Source organism: Klebsiella sp. Sb-30 (assembly GCF_057652795.1).
The window spans coordinates 4,307,391-4,324,028 of the sequence record NZ_CM172749.1 but is presented as its reverse complement, the minus strand read 5'-3'; the positions used below and the strand labels follow the sequence as shown (position 1 = coordinate 4,324,028).

12 protein-coding genes, 4 tRNA genes and 3 rRNA genes are annotated in these 16,638 nt (G+C 53.5%); 13 read left to right on the top strand and 6 right to left on the bottom strand.

Annotation, left to right across the window (positions count from 1 at the left end; translation table 11 throughout):
* Positions 1-185: 185 nt before the first annotated feature.
* From AC236I_RS20280 to dkgB, 7 genes are all read left to right on the top strand, one after another.
* Positions 186-1,725: ribosomal RNA gene (locus AC236I_RS20280) — 16S ribosomal RNA — on the top strand.
* Positions 1,726-1,796: 71 nt separating this feature from the next.
* Positions 1,797-1,873, top strand: a tRNA-Ile gene (locus AC236I_RS20275).
* Positions 1,874-1,977: 104 nt separating this feature from the next.
* A tRNA-Ala gene (locus tag AC236I_RS20270) sits at positions 1,978-2,053 on the top strand.
* Between the two features lie 207 nt (positions 2,054-2,260).
* Positions 2,261-5,167: ribosomal RNA gene (locus AC236I_RS20265) — 23S ribosomal RNA — on the top strand.
* A gap of 93 nt (positions 5,168-5,260) precedes the next feature.
* A 5S ribosomal RNA gene (gene rrf, locus AC236I_RS20260) occupies positions 5,261-5,376 on the top strand.
* The 16S, 23S and 5S rRNA genes sit together here with 3 tRNA genes alongside, the layout of an rRNA operon.
* Before the next feature lie 191 nt (positions 5,377-5,567).
* Positions 5,568-5,644, top strand: a tRNA-Asp gene (locus tag AC236I_RS20255).
* A gap of 164 nt (positions 5,645-5,808) precedes the next feature.
* Complete coding sequence (dkgB, locus tag AC236I_RS20250; RefSeq protein WP_004858179.1) at positions 5,809-6,612, top strand: 2,5-didehydrogluconate reductase DkgB; 804 nt, start codon at positions 5,809-5,811, stop codon at positions 6,610-6,612.
* Between the two features lie 61 nt (positions 6,613-6,673).
* Here the strand turns inward: dkgB and yafC are convergent, their stop codons facing one another.
* Positions 6,674-7,576 (bottom strand): DNA-binding transcriptional regulator YafC, encoded by a 903-nt coding sequence (gene yafC / locus AC236I_RS20245; protein ID WP_004858181.1) that lies wholly within the window; start codon positions 7,574-7,576, stop codon positions 6,674-6,676.
* 104 nt (positions 7,577-7,680) lie between these two features.
* On the opposite strand from yafC, the gene AC236I_RS20240 reads away from it, so the two are divergent.
* From AC236I_RS20240 to AC236I_RS20230, 3 genes are all read left to right on the top strand, one after another.
* A complete protein-coding gene (locus tag AC236I_RS20240; RefSeq protein WP_004858184.1) occupies positions 7,681-8,868 on the top strand; it encodes an MFS transporter in 1,188 nt (395 codons plus the stop codon).
* Positions 8,869-8,971: 103 nt separating this feature from the next.
* Complete coding sequence (locus AC236I_RS20235; RefSeq protein WP_015585098.1) at positions 8,972-9,769, top strand: endonuclease/exonuclease/phosphatase family protein; 798 nt, start codon at positions 8,972-8,974, stop codon at positions 9,767-9,769.
* An 86-nt stretch (positions 9,770-9,855) separates the two neighbouring features.
* Positions 9,856-10,626, top strand: a complete 771-nt coding sequence (locus AC236I_RS20230; RefSeq protein WP_004858189.1) for a class I SAM-dependent methyltransferase — start codon at positions 9,856-9,858, stop codon at positions 10,624-10,626.
* Between the two features lie 64 nt (positions 10,627-10,690).
* On the opposite strand, the gene mltD is transcribed toward AC236I_RS20230, so the two are convergent.
* A complete protein-coding gene (mltD, locus tag AC236I_RS20225) occupies positions 10,691-12,058 on the bottom strand; it encodes a murein transglycosylase D (protein ID WP_004858192.1) in 1,368 nt (455 codons plus the stop codon).
* Between the two features lie 71 nt (positions 12,059-12,129).
* Positions 12,130-12,885, bottom strand: a complete 756-nt coding sequence (gene gloB / locus AC236I_RS20220) for a hydroxyacylglutathione hydrolase (RefSeq protein WP_004858194.1) — start codon at positions 12,883-12,885, stop codon at positions 12,130-12,132.
* Between the two features lie 33 nt (positions 12,886-12,918).
* On the opposite strand from gloB, the gene AC236I_RS20215 reads away from it, so the two are divergent.
* On the top strand, positions 12,919-13,641 hold the full coding sequence (locus tag AC236I_RS20215; protein WP_004858196.1) for a class I SAM-dependent methyltransferase: 723 nt from the start codon (positions 12,919-12,921) through the stop codon (positions 13,639-13,641).
* Here AC236I_RS20215 and rnhA read toward each other — a convergent pair.
* Positions 13,638-14,105, bottom strand: a complete 468-nt coding sequence (gene rnhA / locus AC236I_RS20210; RefSeq protein ID WP_004858198.1) for a ribonuclease HI — start codon at positions 14,103-14,105, stop codon at positions 13,638-13,640. The two genes, AC236I_RS20215 and rnhA, sit on opposite strands and share 4 nt — an antisense overlap.
* Positions 14,106-14,169: 64 nt before the next feature.
* On the opposite strand from rnhA, the gene dnaQ reads away from it, so the two are divergent.
* Positions 14,170-14,901 carry a DNA polymerase III subunit epsilon gene (gene dnaQ, locus AC236I_RS20205; RefSeq protein WP_015585096.1) on the top strand — a complete coding sequence of 244 codons (732 nt, stop codon included), beginning with the start codon at positions 14,170-14,172 and terminating at the stop codon, positions 14,899-14,901.
* Between the two features lie 132 nt (positions 14,902-15,033).
* Positions 15,034-15,110, top strand: a tRNA-Asp gene (locus AC236I_RS20200).
* 75 nt (positions 15,111-15,185) lie between these two features.
* On the opposite strand, the gene AC236I_RS20195 is transcribed toward AC236I_RS20200, so the two are convergent.
* Both AC236I_RS20195 and AC236I_RS20190 read right to left on the bottom strand, forming a co-directional pair.
* Complete coding sequence (locus AC236I_RS20195; protein ID WP_004858204.1) at positions 15,186-15,611, bottom strand: ion channel; 426 nt, start codon at positions 15,609-15,611, stop codon at positions 15,186-15,188.
* Between the two features lies 1 nt (position 15,612).
* Positions 15,613-16,635, bottom strand: coding sequence for a DUF2955 domain-containing protein (locus AC236I_RS20190; RefSeq protein WP_032716708.1), 1,023 nt, complete (start codon positions 16,633-16,635; stop codon positions 15,613-15,615).
* Between the last annotated feature and the right edge of the window lie 3 nt (positions 16,636-16,638).

The following is a 16,638-nucleotide window of genomic DNA, read 5'->3' as shown; positions in this document are numbered from 1 at the left end:
TAATATACGCCACCTCGCGACAGAGCGCTCAGCGCCGTCGCACTGCTCTTTAACAATTTATCAGACAATCTGTGTGGGCACTCAAAGTGACATGGATTCTTAACGTCCTCGGACGAAAAATGAATACCAAGTCTCTGAGTGAACACGTAATTCATTACGAAGTTTAATTCACGAGCATCAAACTTAAATTGAAGAGTTTGATCATGGCTCAGATTGAACGCTGGCGGCAGGCCTAACACATGCAAGTCGAGCGGTAGCACAGAGAGCTTGCTCTCGGGTGACGAGCGGCGGACGGGTGAGTAATGTCTGGGAAACTGCCTGATGGAGGGGGATAACTACTGGAAACGGTAGCTAATACCGCATAACGTCGCAAGACCAAAGTGGGGGACCTTCGGGCCTCATGCCATCAGATGTGCCCAGATGGGATTAGCTAGTAGGTGGGGTAATGGCTCACCTAGGCGACGATCCCTAGCTGGTCTGAGAGGATGACCAGCCACACTGGAACTGAGACACGGTCCAGACTCCTACGGGAGGCAGCAGTGGGGAATATTGCACAATGGGCGCAAGCCTGATGCAGCCATGCCGCGTGTATGAAGAAGGCCTTCGGGTTGTAAAGTACTTTCAGCGAGGAGGAAGGCATTAAGGTTAATAACCTTAGTGATTGACGTTACTCGCAGAAGAAGCACCGGCTAACTCCGTGCCAGCAGCCGCGGTAATACGGAGGGTGCAAGCGTTAATCGGAATTACTGGGCGTAAAGCGCACGCAGGCGGTCTGTCAAGTCGGATGTGAAATCCCCGGGCTCAACCTGGGAACTGCATCCGAAACTGGCAGGCTAGAGTCTTGTAGAGGGGGGTAGAATTCCAGGTGTAGCGGTGAAATGCGTAGAGATCTGGAGGAATACCGGTGGCGAAGGCGGCCCCCTGGACAAAGACTGACGCTCAGGTGCGAAAGCGTGGGGAGCAAACAGGATTAGATACCCTGGTAGTCCACGCTGTAAACGATGTCGACTTGGAGGTTGTTCCCTTGAGGAGTGGCTTCCGGAGCTAACGCGTTAAGTCGACCGCCTGGGGAGTACGGCCGCAAGGTTAAAACTCAAATGAATTGACGGGGGCCCGCACAAGCGGTGGAGCATGTGGTTTAATTCGATGCAACGCGAAGAACCTTACCTACTCTTGACATCCAGAGAACTTAGCAGAGATGCTTTGGTGCCTTCGGGAACTCTGAGACAGGTGCTGCATGGCTGTCGTCAGCTCGTGTTGTGAAATGTTGGGTTAAGTCCCGCAACGAGCGCAACCCTTATCCTTTGTTGCCAGCGATTCGGTCGGGAACTCAAAGGAGACTGCCAGTGATAAACTGGAGGAAGGTGGGGATGACGTCAAGTCATCATGGCCCTTACGAGTAGGGCTACACACGTGCTACAATGGCATATACAAAGAGAAGCGACCTCGCGAGAGCAAGCGGACCTCATAAAGTATGTCGTAGTCCGGATTGGAGTCTGCAACTCGACTCCATGAAGTCGGAATCGCTAGTAATCGTAGATCAGAATGCTACGGTGAATACGTTCCCGGGCCTTGTACACACCGCCCGTCACACCATGGGAGTGGGTTGCAAAAGAAGTAGGTAGCTTAACCTTCGGGAGGGCGCTTACCACTTTGTGATTCATGACTGGGGTGAAGTCGTAACAAGGTAACCGTAGGGGAACCTGCGGTTGGATCACCTCCTTACCTGAAAGAACCTGCCTTTGTAGTGCTCACACAGATTGTCTGATGAAAAATAAGCAGTAAAAAATCTCTGCAGGCTTGTAGCTCAGGTGGTTAGAGCGCACCCCTGATAAGGGTGAGGTCGGTGGTTCAAGTCCACTCAGGCCTACCAAATTTTTGCTGATGCTGCGTTGCGGCGACACTCACATACTTCAGTATGCTTCGTGTCACCACGCCTTGCTTCAACAAAAATTACCGGTACAGAGATGACACAATGGGGCTATAGCTCAGCTGGGAGAGCGCCTGCCTTGCACGCAGGAGGTCTGCGGTTCGATCCCGCATAGCTCCACCATCCTTTACTGCTGCACAACAAGAAAACTTCAGAGTGTACCTGAAAAGGTATGCTGCGAAGTTTTGCTCTTTAAAAATCTGGATCAAGCTGAAAATTGAAACGACACACTGTTTCCTCTCTCCGTAATAAGAGAGGAAAAAGCGGTGTGTTCGAGTCTCTCAAATTTTCGCAACGCGGACTGTTTTACGAAACAGTTTCGGGTTGTGAGGTTAAGCGACTAAGCGTACACGGTGGATGCCCTGGCAGTCAGAGGCGATGAAGGACGTGCTAATCTGCGATAAGCGTCGGTAAGGTGATATGAACCGTTATAACCGGCGATTTCCGAATGGGGAAACCCAGTGCAATTCGTTGCACTATCGTTAAGTGAATACATAGCTTAACGAAGCGAACCGGGGGAACTGAAACATCTAAGTACCCCGAGGAAAAGAAATCAACCGAGATTCCCCCAGTAGCGGCGAGCGAACGGGGAGCAGCCCAGAGTCTGAATCAGCGCGTGTGTTAGTGGAACGGTCTGGAAAGTCCGGCGGTACAGGGTGATAGCCCCGTACACTAAAATGCACACGTTGTGAACTCGAAGAGTAGGGCGGGACACGTGGTATCCTGTCTGAATATGGGGGGACCATCCTCCAAGGCTAAATACTCCTGACTGACCGATAGTGAACCAGTACCGTGAGGGAAAGGCGAAAAGAACCCCGGCGAGGGGAGTGAAAAAGAACCTGAAACCGTGTACGTACAAGCAGTGGGAGCCTACTTGTTAGGTGACTGCGTACCTTTTGTATAATGGGTCAGCGACTTATATTCTGTAGCAAGGTTAACCGTATAGGGGAGCCGCAGGGAAACCGAGTCTTAACTGGGCGTTAAGTTGCAGGGTATAGACCCGAAACCCGGTGATCTAGCCATGGGCAGGTTGAAGGTTGGGTAACACTAACTGGAGGACCGAACCGACTAATGTTGAAAAATTAGCGGATGACTTGTGGCTGGGGGTGAAAGGCCAATCAAACCGGGAGATAGCTGGTTCTCCCCGAAAGCTATTTAGGTAGCGCCTCGTGAATTCATCTTCGGGGGTAGAGCACTGTTTCGGCTAGGGGGTCATCCCGACTTACCAACCCGATGCAAACTACGAATACCGAAGAATGTTATCACGGGAGACACACGGCGGGTGCTAACGTCCGTCGTGAAGAGGGAAACAACCCAGACCGCCAGCTAAGGTCCCAAAGTCATGGTTAAGTGGGAAACGATGTGGGAAGGCACAGACAGCCAGGATGTTGGCTTAGAAGCAGCCATCATTTAAAGAAAGCGTAATAGCTCACTGGTCGAGTCGGCCTGCGCGGAAGATGTAACGGGGCTAAACCATGCACCGAAGCTGCGGCAGCGACACTATGTGTTGTTGGGTAGGGGAGCGTTCTGTAAGCCGTTGAAGGTGGCCTGTGAGGGTTGCTGGAGGTATCAGAAGTGCGAATGCTGACATAAGTAACGATAAAGCGGGTGAAAAGCCCGCTCGCCGGAAGACCAAGGGTTCCTGTCCAACGTTAATCGGGGCAGGGTGAGTCGACCCCTAAGGCGAGGCCGAAAGGCGTAGTCGATGGGAAACAGGTTAATATTCCTGTACTCGGTGTTACTGCGAAGGGGGGACGGAGAAGGCTATGTTAGCCGGGCGACGGTTGTCCCGGTTTAAGCATGTAGGCGGAACGATTAGGTAAATCCGGTCGTTTATTCAACGCTGAGGTGTGACGACGAGGCACTACGGTGCTGAAGTAACAAATGCCCTGCTTCCAGGAAAAGCCTCTAAGCATCAGGTAACATCAAATCGTACCCCAAACCGACACAGGTGGTCAGGTAGAGAATACCAAGGCGCTTGAGAGAACTCGGGTGAAGGAACTAGGCAAAATGGTGCCGTAACTTCGGGAGAAGGCACGCTGATGGTAGGTGAAGTGACTTGCTCATGGAGCTGAAATCAGTCGAAGATACCAGCTGGCTGCAACTGTTTATTAAAAACACAGCACTGTGCAAACACGAAAGTGGACGTATACGGTGTGACGCCTGCCCGGTGCCGGAAGGTTAATTGATGGGGTTATCCGTAAGGAGAAGCTCTTGATCGAAGCCCCGGTAAACGGCGGCCGTAACTATAACGGTCCTAAGGTAGCGAAATTCCTTGTCGGGTAAGTTCCGACCTGCACGAATGGCGTAATGATGGCCAGGCTGTCTCCACCCGAGACTCAGTGAAATTGAACTCGCTGTGAAGATGCAGTGTACCCGCGGCAAGACGGAAAGACCCCGTGAACCTTTACTATAGCTTGACACTGAACATTGAGCCTTGATGTGTAGGATAGGTGGGAGGCTTTGAAGCGTGGACGCCAGTCTGCGTGGAGCCAACCTTGAAATACCACCCTTTAATGTTTGATGTTCTAACGTAGACCCGTGATCCGGGTTGCGGACAGTGTCTGGTGGGTAGTTTGACTGGGGCGGTCTCCTCCCAAAGAGTAACGGAGGAGCACGAAGGTTAGCTAATCCTGGTCGGACATCAGGAGGTTAGTGCAATGGCATAAGCTAGCTTGACTGCGAGCGTGACGGCGCGAGCAGGTGCGAAAGCAGGTCATAGTGATCCGGTGGTTCTGAATGGAAGGGCCATCGCTCAACGGATAAAAGGTACTCCGGGGATAACAGGCTGATACCGCCCAAGAGTTCATATCGACGGCGGTGTTTGGCACCTCGATGTCGGCTCATCACATCCTGGGGCTGAAGTAGGTCCCAAGGGTATGGCTGTTCGCCATTTAAAGTGGTACGCGAGCTGGGTTTAGAACGTCGTGAGACAGTTCGGTCCCTATCTGCCGTGGGCGCTGGAGAATTGAGGGGGGCTGCTCCTAGTACGAGAGGACCGGAGTGGACGCATCACTGGTGTTCGGGTTGTCATGCCAATGGCATTGCCCGGTAGCTAAATGCGGAAAAGATAAGTGCTGAAAGCATCTAAGCACGAAACTTGCCCCGAGATGAGTTCTCCCTGACTCCTTGAGAGTCCTGAAGGAACGTTGAAGACGACGACGTTGATAGGTCGGGTGTGTAAGCGTAGCGATACGTTGAGCTAACCGATACTAATGAACCGTGAGGCTTAACCTTACAACGCCGAAGCTGTTTTGGCGAAGAGACGAAATGTTCAGCTTGATTACAGATTCATCATCGCGCAGGAATGCGGGGTGAAAACAGAATTTGCCTGGCGGCGATAGCGCGGTGGTCCCACCTGACCCCATGCCGAACTCAGAAGTGAAACGCCGTAGCGCCGATGGTAGTGTGGGGTCTCCCCATGTGAGAGTAGGGAACTGCCAGGCATCAAATTAGAAGTATGGCACTGACCTTTGAGGCAGTTCACTACTCGAAAGAGAGTAGGACAAAAGTGAACGCTTTTGAACGTTGCGAAGCAACGGCCCGAAGGGTGAATCACAGAGTGATTCATAAACTGCCAGGCATCAAATTACGCAGTAAACTGATGTAAAAATCAGTAGTTGTAGAAAAATTCGGTGGAGCGGTAGTTCAGTCGGTTAGAATACCTGCCTGTCACGCAGGGGGTCGCGGGTTCGAGTCCCGTCCGTTCCGCCACTTATTAAAAGCCCTGAGCATTTGCTCAGGGCTTTTTCTTTTTCCGTCGTACTATTGTTGCTGTTTCAGCAAAAATCCTCTGCATTTATCGATCTTTTTCCCCTCTATCGCCTCAGTCATAATCATTCTCAATGAGTTAACACTAAGTAAAAAAGAGGAATTTTATGGCAATCCCTGCATTTGGTCTTGGAACCTTCCGCCTGAAAGATGACGTTGTCATCGCATCAGTGAAAACGGCGCTGGAACTGGGCTACCGTACGATAGATACCGCCCAGATCTATGATAATGAAGCGGCCGTTGGCCAGGCTATCGCCGAAAGCGGCGTGGCGCGTGATGAGCTGTTTATCACCACCAAAATATGGATTGAAAACCTGAGCCCGGAAAAGCTTATCGCCAGTCTTGAAGAGAGCCTGCAGAAGCTGCGTACAGATTATGTCGATCTGACGCTGATCCACTGGCCGTCGCCGAACGATACCGTTGCCGTCGAAGCATTTATGCCGGCGCTGCTGGAAGCGAAAAAGCAGGGGCTGACCCGCCAGATTGGTATCTCTAACTTCACCATCCCGCTAATGGAACGTGCGATTGCCGCCGTCGGTGCAGAAAATATCGCCACCAATCAGATTGAGCTCTCTCCGTACCTGCAAAACCGTAAAGTGGTGGAGTGGGCTGCGGAACACGGTATCCATATCACCTCTTACATGACGCTGGCTTATGGTAAGGCGCTGCAAGATGAAGTGATTGCGGGCATTGCGGCGAAACACAATGCGACGCCGGCACAGGTGATTCTGGCCTGGGCTTTGGGGGAAGGCTACGCGGTGATTCCTTCTTCAACGAAGCGTGAAAACCTGGCGAGCAACCTGAAAGCTCAGGATCTTCAGCTGGATGAGGAGGATCGCAAAGCGATCGCCGCGCTGGATTGCAACGATCGTCTGGTGAGCCCGGAAGGCCTGGCGCCTGAGTGGGATTGATCGTCTGAATCAGTACAGTGCCTGGCCGAGTGCGCGAAAAGAGCGGTCGGGAACGCGCGTATCACAGCTCCTGCGGGAGCTGTTTTACGTGCTCGCTAAGAAAGTCGATAAATGCCCGGATGCGCGTGCTAACGGCTCTGTCACTGTAGTAAACCGCGCTGAACGGCATTTCAACCGGCAGGCGTTTCTCGGCCAGCAGTTCAACAAACTCCCCGCGCACAATTTCCTGGTTGACCATATAATCGGACAGACAGGCAATACCATTCCCCGCCAGACATAGCTGCTTAAGGGTTTCCCCGCTGTTCGACGAGATCTCACAATTCACTTCCAGCAGTTGGCCATCGCAGCAGGAGACAGGCCAGGTATTCAACGAGACCGGCTCGGTAAAGCCCAGGCACAGGTGATCTTTCAGGTCAGCGACATTTTTCGGCGTACCGTGGCGAGCCAGATAGTCCGGGGAGGCGATAATTTTACGGTAGCTGTTAAAAAGCGGCCGGGCGCGAAGGCTGGAATCTGTTAACGTGCCGGCGCGGATCGCGACGTCGACCTTACGCTCAATCAGATTGATAAAAGTTTCTGATGACACCAACGACAGGGTCATTTCCGGATAACGCTCGCGGAAAGGTTTCACCAGCGGCATCAGGAAATGCAACATCACCGGCGTAGCGGCATCAACGCGTAGCAATCCCCTCGGCGTCGTCCGGGTCTCCAGAAGCTCATTCTCCGCCGCCGCCATCTCCTGCAGAACAATCTGCATGCGACGAAAATAGCGCTCTCCCTCTTCAGTCAGGTTGAGCTGACGGGTTGTGCGGTTCAGCAGGCTGACGCCAAGCTTTGATTCCAGCTTCTTTACCGCCCGACTAACGGCGGAGTTAGCCTGCCCCAGCTGTTCGGCCGCCCGGCTAAAGCTCCCGCTTTCAACGACGGCGATAAAGATGGCTATCTCTTCTGAAGTGGCTCTCATTATTGCACCTGTAGCAAAATTCTATTGAGACTTTGATAGTTTTTGTTATTTAAACACCGCTTCATACTACGTGTCATCTTAATCCTGATGATATGGAGTAAATTATGCCACTGGCGCTACTTGCCTTAACAATCGGTGCCTTTGCTATTGGTACCACGGAATTTGTGATTGTGGGGCTGGTCCCCACGATTGCGGAACAACTGGCGATCTCGTTGCCTTCTGCCGGCCTGTTGGTTTCTATCTACGCACTGGGGGTCGCCATCGGGGCGCCGGTGCTGACCGCATTAACCGGACGTATGCCGCGTAAACAGCTGCTTCTGGCGCTGATGGTGCTCTTTACCGCCGGTAACCTGCTGGCCTGGCAGGCTCCTGGCTATGCGACGCTGGTCTTTGCACGTCTGCTGACGGGCCTGGCACACGGTGTGTTTTTCTCAATTGGCTCAACTATCGCGACGAGCCTGGTACCGAAAGAGAAAGCCGCTTCGGCCATCGCCATTATGTTTGGTGGCTTAACGGTCGCCCTGGTGACCGGTGTGCCGATCGGGACCTTTATCGGTCAGCATTTTGGCTGGCGAGAAACCTTTCTCGCCGTCTCCATTCTCGGCGTCATTGCACTGGTGAGCAGTCTGATTTTGGTACCGAACAACATCCCAGGCCGCGCCAGCGCAAGCCTGCGCGATCAGATAAAAGTCCTCACCCATCCGCGCCTGTTGATGATTTATGCCATCACCGCATTGGGATATGGCGGGGTCTTCACCGCGTTTACTTTCCTGGCCCCCATGATGCAGGAGCTGGCCGGATTTAGTCCATCAACGGTGAGCTGGATTCTGTTGGGCTATGGTATCTCGGTGGCCATTGGCAACGTCTGGGGCGGAAAACTGGCCGATAAGCATGGGGCCGTTGCGGCACTGAAATTTATCTTTGCCGCCCTGGTCGTCCTGCTGCTGGTGTTCCAGTTTACCGCCAGTATCCAGTATGCTGCGCTGGCAACGGTGCTGGTGATGGGGATTTTTGCCTTCGGTAACGTGCCGGGGCTGCAGGTTTACGTAGTGCAAAAAGCCGAGCAGTATACGCCGGGTGCGGTTGACGTGGCCTCCGGCCTGAATATCGCCGCATTCAACGTTGGCATAGCGTTAGGTTCCGTTATCGGTGGGCAAACGGTGGAGCGCTATGGTCTGGCCGAGACGCCGTGGATAGGGGCCATCATTGTCTTCGCCGCGCTGCTGCTGGTAGTGCGCAGTGGGCGTCTGGATAAGTACCGACCGGCAAAGACGGTGAACGTCGAAGGATAAAGGTTTCTCGCGAATTGCATTGAAAGTACCCGTGAAAGTCCCTATAACAGAAGAACCAGCCGCAGTCAGGCTGGTTTCCTGTTATCGAGGTTTGATGCCCAAATTGCGAAAGAACACTTATGCTATGCGCTACGTTGCCGGACAGCCCGCGGAGAGAATTTTGCCTCCGGGGTCATTCGCAAGCGTGGGCCAGGCATTTCCTGCCGGCGTGCCATTAAGCACAGATGAAAAGATCCGCGTCCTGGTGTGGAATATCTTTAAGCAGCAGCGCGCTGAGTGGAAGTCCGTTCTCAAGAACTTCGGTAAAGATGCCCATCTTGTGCTGTTACAGGAAGCACAAACGACCCCTGAAATGGTGCGATTTGCGACGACGAACTACCTGGCCGCCGATCAGGTTCCGGCTCTGGTGTTGCCGCAGCACCCCTCTGGTGTCATGACGCTGGCTTCGGCGCATCCGGTGTACTGCTGCCCGCTGCGCGAGCGTGAGCCGATTCTGCGGCTGGCAAAGTCTGCGTTAGTGACCGTGTATCCGCTGCCGGATACGCGTTTACTGATGGTTGTGAATATTCACGCAGTAAATTTCAGCCTCGGCGTCGATGTCTACAGCAAGCAGCTGCTGCCGATTGGCGATCAAATTGCCCATCACAGTGGACCGGTGATTATGGCCGGTGACTTCAATGCCTGGAGCCGCTCACGAATGAATGCGCTCTATCACTTTGCGCGAGAAATGTCGCTGCGTGAAGTCCGTTTCCCTGACGATCAGCGCCGCCGCGCGTTTGGTCGCCCGCTTGATTTTGTCTTCTATCGTGGGTTAAGCGTACACGATGCTTCCGTGCTGGTGACGCGCGCCTCTGACCACAACCCGCTACTAGTCGAATTCAGTCCCGGCAAGCCTGATTAATTAAGGTATGTCAGGCCTGCCATCGGGCAGGTCTGCGCTCAGCACGATGCTGCCCTTAATTACTCACACAACCGAAGGACAACACAATGACAACACGCTCTCACCATGACAATGTCGAAAAGCAGTTCGGCTCACAGGCTAGCGCCTACCTGACCAGCGCCGTGCACGCTTCCGGGCGCGATCTGCAGCGCCTGGCCGAACGGCTGGCCGATTTCCCACAGGCAACGTTGCTGGATATGGGATGCGGGGCAGGGCACGCCAGCTTTACCGCAGCGGGGCAGGTGGCGCAGGTCACGGCTTATGATTTATCGAGCCAGATGCTGGAGGTGGTTGCTGAAGCCGCAAAAGATAAAGGTTTCACCAATATTGCTACCCAACAGGGGTATGCTGAAACGCTGCCGTTTGCCGATGCCAGCTTTGATGTGGTGATAAGCCGCTATTCTGCCCATCACTGGCATGATGTTGGCCAGGCGCTGCGTGAGGTTAAGCGCGTCCTGAAGCCGGGCGGCGTGATGATTATTATGGATGTGATGTCGCCCGGGCATCCCGTACGCGATATCTGGCTGCAAACCGTTGAAGCGCTGCGTGATACGTCCCATGTGCGTAACTACTCGAGCGGAGAATGGCTGGCGTTAGCGAATGAGGCCGGGCTGGCCGTCAATCAGCTGTTGACCGATCGCTTGCCGCTGGAATTTGCCTCCTGGGTCGCCCGCATGCGCACGCCAGCGCCGCTGGTGGAGGCCATCCGTTTATATCAGGAGAGCGCATCCGCAGAGGTCAAAGCCTATTTCGCTTTGCAGCAGGACGGCTCATTTACCAGCGATACGATTATGTTTGAAGCGCATAAAGCGCTTTAAAACAAAAAACGCGTTAAAACAAAAAGGCACCGGATTCCGGTGCCTTTTCTATTAAGTCGATATATCAGGAGTCTGGCCTGTCGCTGTTCTTCACGTACAGCGTCAGCTGGTCGCCAGGCTTCAGATCACCCGTGCCGCTATTCCAGCGCATCACATCACGTGTATTCACGCCGTGACGTTTCGCGATGCTCGACAACGAATCGCCTTTACGCACGCGATAGGTGATGCTATCGCTGTTGTTGGCAAGACGCTGCGCGCTGCTACCGGCGCCAATCACCAGGTTTTGGCCCACTTTCAACCCAGACCCGCGCAGGTTATTCCACTGCTGCAGATCTTTCGTCGATACGCCAAGACGCGAAGCAATCCCGGAAACCGTATCACCCGAACGCACCTTGTAGCTACGGCTGGTCAACGGCGTGTTGTCCGCCAGCAGCGTAGGTTGCACGGCGGCAATGTCGCCAGAGGCCAGTGATTCACGCAGCTGAGCGGCGTGCTTTTGTGGCACCATAACGTACTTTGGCCCGCTGGCACCGAGGGTTGATCCCTTGACGCCGGCGTTGAAGGTTTTCAGCTTGCCGACGGGTATACCTGCCATATCTGCGAGCTGGCTAATCTCAACCGGACTGTCGAGGCGAACACGCGCCAGCGCACGGCTTTCGTCTGCCGTCGGCAGCTTCACGCCATAACGTTTGCTGTTTTTGAGAATATCACTCAACGCCAGCATTTTAGGCACATACACCTTGGTTTCCCGCGGTAATGGAAGTGACCAGAAATCGGTGGGTTTACCACGCGAACGGTTCGCTTTCATTGCCTTCAGCACCCGACCTTCGCCGCTGTTGTACGCTGCGACAGTTAACAACCAGTCGCCGTCGAACATCTTGTTCAGACGCTGCATCATATCCAGCGCCGCCGTTGTAGAGGCGACGACGTCACGACGCGCATCGTAGCTGCGGGTCTGTTTCAAACCATAATTGCGCCCGGTGCTCGGAATGATCTGCCAGATGCCTGCGGCATTGGCGCCAGACGTTGCGTGCGGGTCAAAAGCGCTCTCCACTATGGGTAGTAATACCAGTTCCATTGGCATGTTACGTTTCTTAACTTGCCCGGCTATCCAGTACATATACGGCTCTGCCCGTAAAGTTACATCGTGGAGATAGCTCTTATTACTTAAATACTTCTGTTTTTGTTCGCGAATCCGGGGATTTTCCGGTATTCCCATCTTTAGCTCGTCGCCTATGGAAGTCCACAGATCCTGGTCTTGCGCGTAGAAGGTTCCATCATCTAACCAGCGCGCTTGACTTGTGAACTTACCTGCTTCCCCTTGACCAGCTGCAGAAAGGCTCTGTGCGTGCTGTTGGACGTTGCCATCGTTTTTCGACGACTGGCACCCCACCAGCAGGACAGAGGCGAGTAAAATCGCTCGTGCCTTCATGTGTGTGTCAATAGTTGCTTAAAAGACGAGCAAGAATAACGGTGAAGGCGGCGAATGACAAGAATTAAATATCAGAAGTCATCTTTCTTTGACCTTAACCAGGCAAATCTCTGCGCAGAGTGTTGCAAATTTGTTTCTTTGGATATTTCTTTAATTAAATCATTGTCATCCGTGCGTAAAAAAATATTTATACGTCGCTCATTTTTCAGAGTTACGGGGAGTGTTTTTTGTTTTTTTGCACGTAACTCATTAACTTTATGGTAGTAATCATTTATATCCCTGTCATGAGGCAGGATACTCAATGCAAACTTCATATTTGCTAAAGTATACTCATGTGCACAACAAATCAGAGTATCCTCAGGAAGCGCGTTTATTTTCCTAAATGATTGATACATCTGATCCGCCGTTCCTTCGAAAAGTCTTCCGCAGCCGCCGGAAAACATTGTATCGCCACAGAAAAGATAAGGTTCGCTGTAGAAACAGATGTGTCCTAAAGTGTGACCGGGCGTGGAAAAAATAGAAAATTCGTGACCCAAAATCATCACCCGATCGCCATCGGCCACCAGGTGAGTGGTGCCTTTATCCTGGGTTTCTGCCGGTCCGTAAACCACAAGATCCGGGAACTTTTCACGCAGTTGTTTTACACCGCCAACATGATCGTGGTGGTGGTGGGTCAGCAAAATGGCTTCGGGTTGCCAGTGATTGGTCTCGATGGCGGCCAGTACCGGCGCCGCTTCGCCGGGATCGACGATAAGACAGCGGCCGTTCTCCTCACTAAGAACCCAGATGTAGTTGTCCTGAAATGCGGGAATGCTGATAAGATTCATTAATTACCTCTCAAAGCGTAGCGGAAGGTTGCGATGAAGCCGGCAAGGATACCTCAGACAATCACAGCGCCCGAGCACTGGTCCAGTATGCCCTGGGGCGAATACTATCGCGAATCGCTGGAACGGCAGATGAAACCGTGGCTGGCTAAATTATATGGCTTTCATTTGCTTAAGATTGGCAATCTGAGCGCGGAAATCAATACGGAAGCCTGTGCTATCTCTCATCAGGTGAATGTATCTTTGCAGGGCAACCCGATTCAGGTGAAAGCCGATCCGCTGCATCTTCCTTTTGCGGAAAAATCGGTTGATGCCTGCCTGCTGGCGCATACTTTGCCGTGGTGCAGCGATCCGCATCGTTTGCTACGTGAGGCCGACCGGGTATTGATTGATGACGGCTGGATGATTTTGACCGGCTTTAACCCCGTCAGTCTGATGGGGCTGCGTAAGCTGGTGCCGGTATTACGTAAGACGACCCCCTACAACAGCCGGATGTTTACGTTGACGCGCCAGCTGGACTGGCTGGCGTTATTGAATTTTGAGGTGCTGCATTATGGCCGCTATCAGGTACTGCCCTGGTCCAGGCATGGCGGCAAACTCCTCAGCGCGCACCTGCCGGCTCTGGGCTGCCTGCAGCTGATTGTTGCCCGAAAACGGACGGTTCCGCTGACGCTAAACCCGATGAAATCAGGAAAAGCAAAAACGCAGCTGCGTCAGACGGTTGGCGCCACGCGGCAGTGGCGCAACGGGCAGAGTTAGCTTTCTGGCTGGTAGCCGGTGTCGCTCTGCGTCGGGCTGGAGGCGGCAGCGCGTGCCAGCTCATCACAGCGTTCATTTTCCGGGTGACCGGCGTGGCCTTTGACCCATTCCCATTTGATTTGATGCTGACCGAGCGCGGCATCCAGGCGCTGCCAGAGATCGACATTTTTAACCGGTTTTTTGTCAGCGGTTTTCCAGCCGCGTTTTTTCCAGTTATGGATCCACTGGGTGATCCCCTGACGCACGTACTGGCTGTCGGTGCTGAGGATCACTTCGCACTGCTCTTTCAGCGCTTCGAGAGCGACGATTGCCGCCATCATCTCCATCCGGTTGTTGGTGGTGAGGTGATAGCCCTGACTAAAGATTTTTTCTTTTCCGCGATAGCGTAAAATTGCCCCATAACCACCGGGCCCAGGATTTCCCAGGCATGAACCATCGGTGAAAATTTCTACCTGTTTAAGCATCTCTGGTAGACTTCCTGTAATTGAAATCGATAGATAAACGGCAAGTCTGACATAAATGACTGATATGAGCACTGCAATTACACGACAGATTGTTCTCGATACTGAAACCACCGGTATGAATCAGATCGGTGCGCACTACGAAGGACATAAGATCATTGAGATCGGTGCGGTAGAGGTGATCAACCGCCGCCTCACCGGGAACAACTTCCATGTTTATCTGAAACCGGACCGGCTGGTGGACCCGGAAGCGTTCGGCGTTCACGGGATCGCCGATGAATTCCTGATGGATAAACCGGTGTTTGCGGATGTGGCCGACGAGTTTATAGACTATATCCGCGGCGCGGAGCTGGTCATCCATAATGCCTCGTTTGATATCGGCTTTATGGATTATGAATTCAGCAAGTTGAATCGCGGCATTGCGAAAACGAATACTTTCTGCAAAGTCACCGATAGCCTCGCGCTGGCGCGGAAAATGTTCCCCGGTAAGCGTAATAGCCTGGATGCGCTGTGCTCACGTTATGAAATAGACAACAGTAAGCGTACGCTGCACGGGGCATTACTCGATGCCCAGATTCTGGCCGATGTCTATCTGATGATGACCGGTGGTCAGACGACGATGGCATTTTCAATGGAAGGTGAGGGGCAGCAGCAGGCCGGAGAAATGGGAATACAGCGGGTTGTTCGCGCCGCCAGCAAGTTACGCGTGGTTTATGCGACTGATGACGAGATCGTGAGCCATGAATCCCGACTCGATCTGGTGCAAAAGAAAGGCGGAAGCTGCCTGTGGCGCGCCTGAGCCACTGAGATATGCTGTAAAAATCATCTGACGGGTGATTTTTACAGCAAACGATTCAAAACTGAAGAAAAAGCGTTGACGGCGTTACGGGGAATCCGTAATATTCGCCTCGTTCCCAAGGGAACAGTAAGTGGAGCGGTAGTTCAGTCGGTTAGAATACCTGCCTGTCACGCAGGGGGTCGCGGGTTCGAGTCCCGTCCGTTCCGCCACTATTCAGAAAGCCTGAATCAGCAATGATTCAGGCTTTCGTCGTTTCGGCGCTCGTAAAAACAAACTCACCGAGTTCATTTCATATATTTCAATTGCTTGCGAATATGATGTTGCATAACGGCCAGCATGCAGGCACCGGACAGACCGATCATCAGCGCCCCGTTGACCGCCTCCAGCGGGCCGAGCAGCTTCCATCTGGCGCTCATCACAACATCGCCATACCCCAATGTCGCGAAGTTAACCCCGGAGTGATACACCGCATCCAGCAGCGTCGGAAACTCGCCCAGCCAGACAAACAGCACTCCCCAGAGCAAAATCTGCAGCAAATTACCCATTAAAATGATGATGATGGTGCCAAACAGCGCCAGTACGCCGGCAAGTAGCCCCTCTTTGCTGTGGAAACGCTTGAGATAAAAGCGAATGCACCAGATGGACACCAGAGATTGCAGCAGCATATTACACAGGATAACGGGCATGCCCGTAATCAGCGGAAGCAACATGTTAATCTCCTGAGTGAAGTTCTGTTGAGGATGAGTCAAGGGGGCGCCAGCGCTCGAGAAGGGCGATGCAGGCCCAGCCATAGAGCGCGATGATGAGATATAACGTGCAGCGCATCGCGGCGGCTGTCCAGACATCTTTTGCGGAATCGCTGTCCTGAATCGCCGGCCCGAACAGAATGAGGGCGGTTATCCAGACATTGCTCCAGAAAGAGGGCGGAAACCGTCCCGCCACCAGGCGAACCAGTCGCCGGGCCACCCACAGACTGGCCAGACTCAGCCAGAGAACCAGCATTAGCAGCGACGGCCAGAGGCTAAGACCGAACCACAGCCCCAGCGCCAACAGCGCGCCCAGTAGCGTCGATAGCACCAGTTCTTTCCCCGACGTTTTCGTGGTGAGCGTCGTCGCCTGCTGCGCCAGCGTGACGGTTTTCATCACCGCCGGGATGTAGAACGTCGGGTGGCTCAGCGCCAGAAGCCAGACGGGGAGCACAATGATCACCGCCCGTAGCGCTCTGAGATGGGGAGCGCTGACCGCCGGCGACTCCCTGGGCGGGGGCGCCTGGCCCGGCGAGGGCGGGAATAACGCCACCGCCAGCCCGTTGACCAGCGTACCGGTAATAAAACCGATCCCCAGCATTTGCGCCAGTCCTATCGCCAGCGCCTGCTCAATCAGCCCGGCAATGGGAATCACCGCTATCGCCACCACCAGCAGCATCGACAGCGTGGTCTTCCCGTAAAGGCCCATTAACATCAGCTGATACAGCAACAGCGCCGTGAGCAGCACGCCTGGTAGGGCGTAATAGGTCAGTAATGGCACCATCAGAATGCCAGCCGTCATGGTGACTATCAGGAGAGAACCCATCACGAGACCTTTTTTCAGCGCTAAAGGTTTCCCCTGGCACAGCACAATCCAGGCCATGATGCATCCGAGGTGCGGCATCGGCAGCGCGCTGGCGTAGCAGACCAGCGCAGCCAGTCCGCTACCACAGCTTATTCTCAGTACGGCGCGGTCCACGTTATGCATCGC